General features: G+C 43.9%; 1 protein-coding gene. It reads right to left on the bottom strand.

The window, feature by feature from the left end; translation table 11 throughout:
- A partial coding sequence (locus RMT89_RS42055) for a hypothetical protein (RefSeq protein WP_315889029.1) occupies window positions 1-274 on the bottom strand: 274 nt, incomplete at its 3' end.
- Window positions 275-312: the final 38 nt, after the last annotated feature.

Genomic DNA, 312 nt, shown 5'->3' with positions numbered 1-312 from the left:
CAGCATTTAAATTATCAATCATCCCTGAGAGATTATCCGTTGCCTTGATTTCAAGAGCTAGAATTACAGGCCGAAAATTCTTAACAAAAGCACCATTGACATTTAACGGGGGTTTCCTCCCTCCAATCAAATTATCAAAACCTTCATCATCAATATTCCGCTCCCCTCGCAATTTAGTCCATGCTGTTTCAGACATGATGGTGGGAGGGCCTTGACTCGGCTCACGTTCTCCTGGAGTGATCTTCCTACAACGAACAGCAACAGATTGACTCACGTTTGGTACTGAAAACACTCTGCTAGCCCGTCTTTGAC

Source organism: Streptomyces sp. P17, from assembly GCF_032436805.1.
GTDB lineage: Bacteria > Actinomycetota > Actinomycetes > Streptomycetales > Streptomycetaceae > Streptomyces.
Note: the sequence above shows the minus strand (reverse complement) of the source record. Positions and strands in the feature narration are given on the sequence as shown.